General features: G+C 69.4%; 9 protein-coding genes. All 9 read right to left on the reverse strand.

The genetic code is table 11. The features are described 5' to 3' along the window. Positions 1 to 63 precede the first annotated feature (63 nt). Positions 64 to 336 carry a hypothetical protein gene (locus tag DC432_RS06140; protein ID WP_116537110.1) on the reverse strand — a complete coding sequence of 91 codons (273 nt, stop codon included), beginning with the start codon at positions 334 to 336 and terminating at the stop codon, positions 64 to 66. Between the two features lie 569 nt (positions 337 to 905). Further along, on the reverse strand, positions 906 to 1436 hold the full coding sequence (locus tag DC432_RS06145; RefSeq protein WP_116537111.1) for a hypothetical protein: 531 nt from the start codon (positions 1434 to 1436) through the stop codon (positions 906 to 908). 326 nt (positions 1437 to 1762) lie between these two features. Further along, the gene (locus tag DC432_RS06150) at positions 1763 to 2467 is read right to left on the reverse strand and encodes an SDR family NAD(P)-dependent oxidoreductase (RefSeq protein ID WP_116537112.1); all 705 of its coding nucleotides are present in this window, start codon (positions 2465 to 2467) and stop codon (positions 1763 to 1765) included. Beyond that, the gene (locus tag DC432_RS06155) at positions 2464 to 3369 is read right to left on the reverse strand and encodes an NAD(P)-dependent oxidoreductase (RefSeq protein WP_116537113.1); all 906 of its coding nucleotides are present in this window, start codon (positions 3367 to 3369) and stop codon (positions 2464 to 2466) included. Before DC432_RS06155 ends, DC432_RS06150 begins: the two co-directional genes overlap by 4 nt. Beyond that, positions 3369 to 4751: a M24 family metallopeptidase gene (locus DC432_RS06160; protein WP_116537114.1), complete on the reverse strand. Its 1383-nt coding sequence runs from the start codon at positions 4749 to 4751 to the stop codon at positions 3369 to 3371. The genes DC432_RS06155 and DC432_RS06160 overlap by 1 nt, the downstream gene beginning before the upstream one ends. A 46-nt stretch (positions 4752 to 4797) precedes the next feature. Further along, the gene (locus DC432_RS06165) at positions 4798 to 7308 is read right to left on the reverse strand and encodes an ATP-binding cassette domain-containing protein (RefSeq protein WP_116537115.1); all 2511 of its coding nucleotides are present in this window, start codon (positions 7306 to 7308) and stop codon (positions 4798 to 4800) included. Then, the gene (locus tag DC432_RS06170; RefSeq protein WP_116537116.1) at positions 7308 to 8489 is read right to left on the reverse strand and encodes a substrate-binding domain-containing protein; all 1182 of its coding nucleotides are present in this window, start codon (positions 8487 to 8489) and stop codon (positions 7308 to 7310) included. Before DC432_RS06170 ends, DC432_RS06165 begins: the two co-directional genes overlap by 1 nt. A 105-nt stretch (positions 8490 to 8594) precedes the next feature. After that, on the reverse strand, positions 8595 to 9620 hold the full coding sequence (locus DC432_RS06175; RefSeq protein WP_116537117.1) for an ABC transporter permease: 1026 nt from the start codon (positions 9618 to 9620) through the stop codon (positions 8595 to 8597). Further along, on the reverse strand, positions 9617 to 10042 hold a 426-nt coding region (locus DC432_RS06180; protein WP_165801198.1), incomplete at its 5' end, for an amidohydrolase family protein. The genes DC432_RS06180 and DC432_RS06175, both read right to left, overlap by 4 nt.

Genomic DNA, 10042 nt, shown 5'->3' on the forward strand with positions numbered 1-10042 from the left:
AGCACGAGTACCCGGGGCTATCGCGCACACCTCCTCCCGTCCGCATCGAGGCCCTCGCTCAACTCATCCGCTTGCGGCCGGCCAGTCCTGAAGGTCACGCGCCCACTCCCAGGGCGAGACCGGATCGGGGTCGTTCACGACCGACACACCGTGCGGCACGAACCCCAAACAGATCTCCGTCTCTTCGAGCTGCTTCGCTCGCTTCACAGGGTGACCAGCAAGCGCGGCCGCTTTGACCCGGCGCGCATCGGCAAGGTCCACATCCTGCTCACCGAAGTCCACCTCGATGGCGAACCACCCTCGTCGAGACACCTCGACAAAATCCCCCTCCAGCAAATTTCCGCCATCCGCGACCAGTCTTCCGCGGGGAAATTTACGAGTTGCGGAAAGAGAGAGTCCGCCTGAGTCTTGAAGGTGAGCACGGACCTCACCGACTGCAGCTTGAGAGGGTGAGGGCAAGAAGCGAGGCGGACCGCTTCCATCGGCGGAAGCACGACATTGGATTTCAACCCCAAAAACCTTCGCTGTCGAACAAAGCCGGTGTTATCGAACAACACGGCGCGAGCCAGTTCTGCTAACCCGTGGTCCACCCAATCGACTTGGGGCTCCGAGTTCAGCTATTAGAAGTCGAGTACGTTCTCAAACCTGCCCTCACTCGCCGCGATGCTCTTGACCTCGTGCGTGGCGGGAATGAGCTTAGAGTTTCCGTCCCACTCATCCATAGCCTGATCCATCGCCGCTTCGATAACGGACTCGGAAGTACCCATCACCCACGAACCCGCGTACGGGCCGGAACGACACTTACCGACATCGACCGGATCAGGGTGTTCAACGCAAATTTCGGCAGTGCTTTTGGACGGCAGACGCCTGCTTGATCGGCATCCGTCACCGGACTGCATAGCCACTCACGATGGTTCGATGACTGGACCTAGGCGAAACGAGTCGATGAAATCGTACTCGTCGAGCTGCGACACGCGTGACGTGGTGAACACACTGAAATGACTGACGATGGTCTCCAACCGCGAGTCGTCCATCTCGACACGGATCTCCCGGAGGTCCACTCGAGGAAACTCCTTCTCGAGATGCATGCGCAGGAGCGCCACTGCGTCGTCAGGCGATTCGGCCTGAAGCAGAAAGCACCGCTCATCGACCGAGTCATCATCGACGGCCCACCTCGCGCGGCATCCGTAGAGCGAGACGCTCGGGGCATCGATCAAATTCGCCGCATACGATTGCTGCCGCGCTGAGAAGGGCCTGAACGGCTGCTGCGGATGGTGGACATGGGCGGGGAGCGAGGCGCTCTGGCGAGTCGCCTGGAAGAAACCTTTCGCCGGCTGTCCGCCGAGATTGAAGCGCCGCGCGAACGTCAGCGAGACCGGGGCACCTACACCGACCTGAACCGACCCACGGCCGACGCATAACAGAACGACGATCACCAAACCGAATTCGGTACGCAGAAATGTATCCGCATATAAACATGGGCGCCGCGAAATAGCCCCAACGGTGCCAGGCGAGGAACCTGTAGGTTCACATCACGCCGCACACCGAAGAGAGACGAGCGGGCGCGTTCTCCTCGGCCTCACTCGTGACGCCATACTTCCACGTCCGGCCGACTTGCGAACTTCGTCGATACCCCTCGGAGAGGTCGTGGCGAGGGGTGGACATGCGGCGAGACCGGCGAGCAGTCGCCAGCAGGGATGACAGCGAAAAACCCGGGCCATTCCGCCGACCGGGGTTCCAACGTGACTCCCTCGGCAGACCGTCAGGTGATGCGCCAGCCCCGGTCGACGTAGAGGTTGGTCGCCGAGACACCCTGGTTGTGGAGCAGGAACCGGGTGGCATCCACCACGTCGTTCATCGTCGCCAGCTCGCCGCCGGGCGTGCGGGACGAGTAGCCCTCGAGGACCCCCGCGGGCTTCCCGGCCCAGAACGGGCTGTCGCCGATGATGCCCGGGTGCAGCGCGTTGACGCGCAGCGGGGCGAGCTCGAGCGCGAGGGCCGTCGTGAGCCCCTCGACGCCGCCGTTGATCGTCGAGACCGTGACCGAGCCGGGGTAGGGCGCGTCCTTCGCGCGGCCGCCGAACAGCACGATGCCGGTCGAGCGCTGTGGAACGAGCCGGTCCAGCAGCGTGTGCACGGTCTCGGTGTACCCCACGAGCTTGAGGGTCACCAGACGCCGGGCGCGGGCGATGTCGTAGTCGCGGACGGTGTTGGCGTCGCGCTCGATCGCGGCCAGGACGAGGCCGTCCAGTTCGCCGACGTCGGCAAGCGCGGGGGCGATGTCCTCCGGTTCCGAGATGTCGACCGCGATCCCGCGGACGTTCGGGCCGATCTCCTCGGCGATCGCCTGGGCGGCGATCGGGTCACGGCCCGTGAGCGTCACCTCGTGGCCGTCCGCGGCGAGCGACGCGACGATCTCGCGTCCGATCCCGGACGTACCCCCCACCACCAGATACCTGCGGCTCATGCCGCACCTCCTTCTCGTTCGTCATCGGATGCCGGCAGGAGGCCCCGCCGGGTGACTTCGGCCGCCGCGCCCCAGTCGAGGCGGACGAGGTCGGGTTCGGCGAGCGCCCGCTCGAACACCGCAGTGAGCGCGGCGAGCGTCGGCAGGTGCGTCCCCGTCTCGCCCGCGATCTCGGCGCTCAGCAGGAGATCCTTGTAGCCCAGGGCCACGTCGAATCCGGGCGGGTCGTACGCCTGCCGCGCGATCATCCCGCCGTAGCCGCTGTACACGACCCCGGCGAACAGCGTCGACGTGAGGATCTCGACGAACAGTCCGGGGTCGACGCCGCGCGCTTCGACGAGGGCGACCGACTCCCCGATCGCCTGGATCGCGTGGATGATGTCGTAGTTCACCGCGATCTTCACGGCGTTCGCGGTCGACGGCTCCGCACCGAGCGGCCACAGGCGCGCGGCGAACACCCGCAGGAACGGCTCGACCTCGGCGACGTCGTCGGCCGCCCCCGCGACGAGGACGTTGAGCTTGCCCTCCGCCGCGACGGTGGGGCGACCGAGCACCGGAGCGGCGACGTAGCGCGCCCCGGCCGCCGCGAACCTCCGCTGCAGCTCCCCCGCCCCGGCGGGGCTGATCGACGCCATGTTCACGTGCACCCCACCCGTCGCGGATGCCACGGACTCGGCATCCAGGACGGAGAGCGCCGCGGTGTCGTCGGCGAGCATCGAGAACGACACGGGGTGCGCGAGCGCCTCGCCGGGCGTCGCACAGGCCACGGCCCCGACCGCGACGAGATCGTCGACCGGCCCACGCGAGCGATTCCACACGTGGACGTCGTGACCGGCGTCGACGAGGCGGCGAGCGAGCGCCGCCCCCATCGAGCCGAGGCCGAGGAATCCGACCGACGCCATCACGCCTCCCCGCGGCCCCACGTCGTGTTCAGGTGCGACTGCGAGTCGCGCTGGTTGTTCAGCGGGCCGCCGACCGCGATGTATCGCGGACCAGCGATCAGCAACTCTTCGGCGGGGAACTTCGTGATGACCTCGCACCCGTCGGCGGTCACCACCACTTCCTCCTCGATACGTGCGGCGCCCCATCCGTCCGCCGAGGGCCAGTACGTCTCGAGAGCGAAGACCATGCCCTCCTTGAGCTCCTCGGGGTGGTCGAACGACACCAGCCGCGAGAAGATCGGCTTCTCCCAGATCGACAGGCCGACCCCGTGGCCGTACTGCAGGGCGAACGCCGCTTCCTCATCCGCGAAGCCGAACTCCTGCGCCGTCGGCCACACCGAGACGATGTCGGCGGTCGTGGCACCGGGACGCACGAGGGCGATCGCTCGGTCCATGTATTCGCGGGCCCGAGTGTAGGCATCCTTCTGCTTCGTGCTCGCGGAGCCCACCGCGAAAGTGCGGTAGTAGCACGTGCGGTAGCCGTTCCAGCTGTGCAGGATGTCGAAGAACGCGGGGTCGCCCGGCCGGATCAGCCGGTCGGAGAACACGTGCGGGTGCGGGGAGCAGCGCTCACCCGAGATCGCGTTGACGCCCTCGACGTACTCGGACCCGAGGTCGTACAGCGTCTTGGCGACGAGCCCCACGGCCTCGTTCTCGCGGACGCCGGGGCGCAGGAACCGGTACAGGTCCTCGTACGCCGCGTCCACCATCGACGCCGCCTGCGTGAGCAACCGGATCTCGTCGTTCGTCTTGATGCGCCGGGCCTCCATGAAGACCTGCTGACCGTCGACGACCCGGATGCCGACCTGCTGGAGCGCGAAGAGGATTGGGAGCTCGATGACATCGACGCCGAGCGGCTGGTCGGCGACCCCGAACTTCTCCAGCTCGCGCTTGATCTTGCGCGCGACCTCCTCGGCGATCCCGGCATCCGGCGGGAAGGCTCCGCGAAGGGTCGAGATGCCCGCCCGCGCCCCTGACTCGAGCCGTGGACGCTTGGTCCCCTCGTGCGGCGCGTGGGGATCGGCATCCATCTCGGACGAGGTCACGTCCAGCCACGGGTTGTACAACGCGTGGTGCTTAGCCGCGGATCCAAAATCCCACGAGATCGGGTCGGTGTTGCGAGTCAGCAGGCTGAATCGGATGAGCTTGTCCATCGCCCACGTGCCGATGTGCGTCGCGGTCATGTAGCGGATGTTGGAGAAGTCGAAGGCGAGCACCGCGCCCAGCTCGGAGCGCTCGAGCTCCGCCTTCACGCGCGCGAGGCGCTCGTCGCGGAGGCGGTCGAAGTCGACGCGCGCCTCCCAGTCGACACCGTTGGTGCCCGTGGTTCCGGTGTTCTTCATGATGGCCTTCCTGAGAGGTTCGAGGGGTTCCGATGGGGGCGGTGGGTCAACCGGCCCGCGTGCCCGGCGAGCGACCGCGGCGCACGAGCGCCATGACGAGCGGGACGACGGCGGCGAAGAGTACGAACGCACCCTGGATCCAGTACTGCCAGGACAGCCCGAGCGACAGGAACGCCAGCGCGCTCGTGACGGTCTGCAGCAGCAGCCCGGCCGCGGCGACCGCGAGGGCCGACCCCGAACCGCCGAAGATGCTAGCCCCCGCGATCACCACCGCGGTGACCGAGGTGAGCGTGAGCGCTTGTGCCGCGTTGGCGTCGCCGATGCCCGACCGCGAGTACACCGCGAGCCCGGCGAGCGCCGCGAGGACGCCGGCGGTGACGGAGGCCAGGAGCCGCGTCCGCGGAACCCGCACACCCATGCGGTTGGCCTTGACCGGGTCGGAACCCGCGGCCCGCAGGGCACGACCGCCGCGCGTGCGCTGGATGACGAACCACATGACCACCGCGATGGCCACGGCCAGGGCCAGGATCATCGGCACCCCCGCGATCGCGAGGCCGAGGGTCGTGAGGACGTCGGCGCGGGCGGCTCCGCCCGGGCTCGGACGCAGCACCTGGGCGAGGCCCAGCACCGCGATCGAGCTCACCAGTGTCGCGATCACGGGCGGCAGCGAGAGACGCGTGACGAGCAGGCCGTTGACCCACCCCACCGCGGCACCCGCGGCGAGCGCCAGCACGAGGCCGACGAGGAAGTAGCCGATGCCCTGCTGCGCGAAGAACGACAGGATCACCGACGACAGCGCCGTCACCGATCCGATGCTCAGATCGATGCCGCCCGTCATGACGACGACGAGCTGCGCGAGCCCCACGAACATGAGGACACTCGTCGCCGCCAGCAACTGGCTGATGCTGAGGGGACTCAGGAACGCCGAGGACGCGAACGACGCCACAACCGAGAGTGCGACCGCGAGCCCGAGGAGCACGACGGCCTGCGTCTCTCCCGCCAGGAAGCCGCGCGAGCGTCGACGCGGGTCGCGGGCGACCTCGATGGACGCCGTCTCGTGCGACATGACCGCCGCGCCCGTGATGGCGCGCTCGTCGACCTCGTCGCCGATGAGGGTCGTCTGCACGCGGCCGCGCGAGAACACCACGACTCGGTCGCACAGGCCCTCGAGCTCGACGGCGTCCGTCGACAGCACGACGACCGCGACGCCCGAGGCGGCGAGCTCGCGCAGGAACGCGTAGATGTCCACGCGCGCGCCGGCGTCGACACCCTGCGTGGGGTCTTCGACGAGCAGAACCTTCGGGTCACCGAGGCGCCCGCGGGCCAGCAGGACCTTCTGCTGGTTGCCGCCCGAGAGCGCGGCGACCGGCACCTCGAAGTGCGGTGTCTTCACGGCGAGGCCGGACACGCCCTCGCGGGTCAGCTCGTATTCGCGGCTGCGCCGGACGAAGCCGCCGGGCATCGCGGCGCGGAGCGCTCCGGCGACGGCGTTCTCGCGGATCGACATCTTGCCGAACATCGCCTCGCCGATGCGATCGCCCGGGAGGAACACGACCCCCGCGGACGACGCCGACCGGCGCGAGCGCGTCGAGATCTTCTCGCCGTTCACGAGGACCCGGCCGCCCGTCGCGCCCCCGCCGGCGATGCCGCGGAGCACACGGCGCTGGCCGTTGCCCTCGACGCCGGCGAGACCGATGATCTGGCCGGGGTACACCGAGAACGAGACGTTGTCGTACCCGGGGCCGCTGAGTTCCAGGACCTCCAGCGCGGGCGTCGCCGTCGCGGGCGTCGCCGCGGGCTTGTCGGGGAACGTCGTCTCGAGCGAGCGCCCGACGATGAGCTCGACCACCTGATCCGCGGTGAAGTCCGCGACCAAGCCGCGCCCGACGACGCGGCCGTCGCGCAGCACGGTGAGGTCGTCGCCGATCTCCATCACCTCGGGGATCCGATGGGTGATGTACACGATCGCGACGTCCTTCTCGAGCAGCCCGCGGACCTGGGCGAACAGCCACGCCGTCTCCTCGGGCCCGAGCGCCTCGGTCGGTTCGTCGAGGACCAGCACACGAGGGTCGGATGCCAGGGCGGCGGCGATCTCGACGAGGTGCGCCTCGCGCAGCGACAGCGACGACACGAGGGCGTGCGGGTCGATCTTCAGCGACAGGCGCTCGAAGTGCGCGGTGACCCAGGCGGCCGCCGTGCGGCGGGAAGGGCGCTTGCTCGCGGGGAGCAGCAGGAGCACGGCATCCACCACGCTCAAGGAGGGAGCGAGAGCGGGGATCTGGTACACGATGGCGAGCCCGGACTCCCGCGCCTCGGCGGGACGGATGCGATCGAACTCGCGCCCGGCGAGGCCGATGGTGCCGGCATCCGGCACCACCGATCCCGCCGCAATCCCCACGAGGGTGGACTTCCCGGCGCCGTTCTCGCCCAGTACGGCGTGCACGCGACCGGCGGCGATGTCGACCGAGACCGCATCCAGCGCGGTGACACCGGGGTAGGTCTTGGTGATGCCCGAGAGGGTGAGCGCGGATACCACGGTCGTGGGGGTCTCGTTCATCAGCCGAACAGCTTCGTGATCTCGGCGGAGGTGAGCAGCGTCGACGGCGTGGCGTCCGACGGGGCGGAGGACAGGCACGCCTTGTCGGGCGTCACCGCATCGGCCGTCTTGCCGGTGGAGTCCTCGAACAGCGCGAGCTCGTACAGCGAGGGCTCGGTGTCGGACTTCCCGGCGACGGCGGCGAGAGCCTTGCGGAGCGCGACGCGGCCGATCCAGGTGCGCGACGAGACCGTTGCGAGCTCGTAGCCCGGGTTCTTCGCCTTCAGGTCGGCGTAGCCGCAGCTCAGGGAGTTGTCGTCGGTCGAGGTGAGGATCGGCAGCTGCTGACCCGCGGCCTCGTAGGCGCGGATGACGCCCGAGGCGGAGGCGCCGTAGTCGGCGATGATCGCGTTGATCGGCGTGCCCTGCGAGAGGACGCCGGCCATCGCCTGCTGTGCCTGCGCCGGGTCCCAGTTGGTCCAGATCGGCTCGCTGTTCACGAGCTTGACCTGCGGGTTGGCGTCGAAGACCTCCTTGGCCCCGGCGAACTCCTGCGTCGAGACGAGGGCGCCCGAGGGGCCGCCGAAGAACACGACGTTGCCGCCGGCGCTGCCCAGCTGGTCGACGATCCACTGCGCCTTGGACTTGCCGACGAACGCGGGGATCTGGTCGGTGTAGTCGAGGTATTCGGTGCCCGCGGTGCCCTGCGGGTCGGACGCGAAGGCGACGACCGTGGAACCCGCCTGGGTGGCCTGGCGGATCGCGGGCAGGTGCGCCTCACCGGGACCGGCGTCGGGGATGACGAGGATGATGTTCGTGCCCTTGGCGGCGAGGCTCGTTATGCCCGAGGTCGTGGCCTCGAGGTCGCCGCGACCGGCGATGAACTCGACGCCCGAGATGGCGGAGCACTTGGCCGCCTCACTTTGGATCTCGGCGAGGACGGTCTTGGACCACGTGTTGGTGCCGTAGCCGTCGACGACGCCGACCGAGACCTTCTTGCCGTCCGTGGGGCAGACGGCCGAGATGTCGGTGAACTGGTCGACCGTGCCCGTGCTGCCGGCGGCGATGTCGCCGGTGAGGTTGCTGGCGCCCTCGGAGCTGCCGCCGCCGGCGCTGTTCGTGGAGGAACAGCCGGCGAGGACGAGCGCGCCGAGCGCGAGGACGGCGAGACCTGCTCGCCGTGCGGGTGCTGTGGTGATCATTGGGGGTACTCCTCTTCGAGTGGTGATCGGGTAGGCGGGGACGGGTTGCGGGCGCGACGGATCGCCCGTCGACCCGGGCGGGTCGCGGTCGGGAATGAGCCGGTGTCAGGCTCCCGGACGCCGTCGCATGAGGTTCCGGATGCGGGAGGTGGAGCCGCCCAGCTGGAGCTGGGCGACGATGCCGACGCCGATGATGAGCGCCTGCACGATGTTCTGCACGGCGGTGGCCTGCGTGAACGTCTGGACGAGCTGGGTCAGCTGGGCCAGGAAGAGCGCGCCGAGCGCGGTGCCGACGACGCTGCCCCGGCCGCCCGTGAGGGCGGTACCACCGAGGACGACCGCGGCGATGGACGGCAGCAGGTAGTCCTCGCCGGCGGTGAGCGTGGGCGTGCGCAGGAGGCCCGCGAGCAGCACCCCGCCGACGGCGGCGAGCGCGGCCGAGAGCACGTAGGCGACGATCGTGTATCCGCGCGTCCCGATCCCGAGGTTCGCGGCGCTGCGGGGGTTCTCACCGACGAGTTCGAACCGGCGGCCGAGGCGGGTGAGCTTCAGTACGACGTGGACGGCGAGCGTCAGCACGAGGGCGAAGAAGACCAGGACCGGGATGCCACCCCAGCGGCTGAGCGCGAACTGGTTGAGCGCGTCCGGGCTCTGGGTGGCGAATCCGCCGGACAGGGCCTGGACGGTGCCGATCATCAGCGCGTTCACCGCGATGGTGACGACGAGCGGCGGGAGACCGAACAGCGTGATGACCAGGCCGCTGGCGAGGCCGAACGCCGCCGTGACCACGATCGCCGCGGTGATCGCCGCGGGGAGGCCGAGCGCGTCGTCGCCGCCGAAGCGGGCCACGATCAGCGCGCCGAGCGTCACGGCGCCCGGGATCGAGAGATCGAGGCCGCCCTGCTGGATGACGAGCGTCTGCCCGATCGCGACGATCGCGATGAGCGCCGCGAACGGCAGCATCGACACGATGGCCGTGGGCCCGACGCTGCCTGGCGCGATCAGCGGGCTGATCAGGAACAGCGCCGCGACGGCGATGAGCGCCCGGGTCCCCGGCCACGCCAGCACCATCCGCGCCGTGGACCCGTGGTCCTTCGGCGCGATGCGCGCGGGAACGGCGAGATCGGTCATGCCGTCACCAGGGCGGGGTGCCAGGTGCCGTCGAGGCGCGCCTCGGGCATCTCGCCGAGCAGGTAGCTGCGGGAGGACTCGGCATCCGCCTTCAGCCGGGCGATGTCGACGCCGACGAGCTCGCCGTCCTTCTTCACGCGGCGCCCCTGCACGAACACGTCGCGCACGAGACCCGGGTGCGCCGAGTAGACGAGGCTGCCGATGGGGTTGTTCAGCGGCGTGAGGGCGAGCGAGCGGTCGTCCAGCACGACGATGTCGGCGGCCTTGCCCACCGCGATCGACCCTGTGGTGCCCGCGAGACCCGCGGCGTGCGCACCGTCGATCGTGGCGAACTGCACGACGTCAGCGCACGTGAGGCTGATGCGCTCGAGCACCTCGCCGGTGTCGACGGACGGCGCGTTGTCGAGCGCRTCAGCCTCACG

Origin of the sequence: Microbacterium testaceum (assembly GCF_003075375.1) — a bacterium.
GTDB lineage: Bacteria > Actinomycetota > Actinomycetes > Actinomycetales > Microbacteriaceae > Microbacterium > Microbacterium testaceum_E.

Excerpts from the sequence above, each read along its gene's own strand:
- DC432_RS06170 (WP_116537116.1), bottom strand. The coding sequence starts at position 8,489 with ATGATCACCACAGCACCCGCACGGCGAGCAGGTCTCGCCGTCCTCGCG.
- DC432_RS06150 (WP_116537112.1), bottom strand. The coding sequence starts at position 2,467 with ATGAGCCGCAGGTATCTGGTGGTGGGGGGTACGTCCGGGATCGGACGC.
- DC432_RS06165 (WP_116537115.1), bottom strand. The coding sequence starts at position 7,308 with ATGAACGAGACCCCCACGACCGTGGTATCCGCGCTCACCCTCTCGGGC.
- DC432_RS06175 (WP_116537117.1), bottom strand. The coding sequence starts at position 9,620 with ATGACCGATCTCGCCGTTCCCGCGCGCATCGCGCCGAAGGACCACGGG.
- DC432_RS06155 (WP_116537113.1), bottom strand. The coding sequence starts at position 3,369 with ATGGCGTCGGTCGGATTCCTCGGCCTCGGCTCGATGGGGGCGGCGCTC.
- DC432_RS06160 (WP_116537114.1), bottom strand. The coding sequence starts at position 4,751 with ATGAAGAACACCGGAACCACGGGCACCAACGGTGTCGACTGGGAGGCG.